This is a genomic window from Arthrobacter sp. 05T410, from assembly GCF_056396505.1.
Genome location: NZ_JBFTLP010000056.1, coordinates 1 through 477 on the forward strand (window position 1 = coordinate 1; position 477 = coordinate 477).

A 477-nucleotide genomic window follows, 5' to 3' on the forward strand; every position below is an offset into this window, starting at 1 on the left:
GTGTGAGAGGCCCCCAGCCAGACCACTGGGTTGATAGGCCGGATGTGGAAGCGAGGACTAACGACTCGTGAAGCTGACCGGTACTAATAGGCCGATAACTTACACCACACACTCTTCCCGTGAACGGATTCAAAAGACGTTCACACCAGGGGGAGGGTACAAAGAAACAAGACTGCTTGCGTCCACTATGTGGTTCCCAAACAACAAACCCGTCACCGACGGCACTGTTGCACAGGAACAAAACCACAACAAAATAACAACACCACAGCTGCATTCGCTGCAGCGGCCATGTTGTAACCACAGATTTCCCCACCCCCGCCAACAGCGGGCCGGTGGCGGAGCAAGGGTTACGGCGGTCATAGCGTGGGGGAAACGCCCGGTCCCATCCCGAACCCGGAAGCTAAGACCCACAGCGCCGATGGTACTGCACCCGGGAGGGTGTGGGAGAGTAGGTCACCGCCGGAACACCATTAACGG

The 477-nt window shown here is 57.4% G+C and carries 1 rRNA gene; it reads left to right on the forward strand.

The features are described from left to right. Positions 1–348 precede the first annotated feature (348 nt). Positions 349–465: ribosomal RNA gene (gene rrf / locus AC1DFR_RS22365) — 5S ribosomal RNA — on the forward strand. Positions 466–477: the final 12 nt, after the last annotated feature.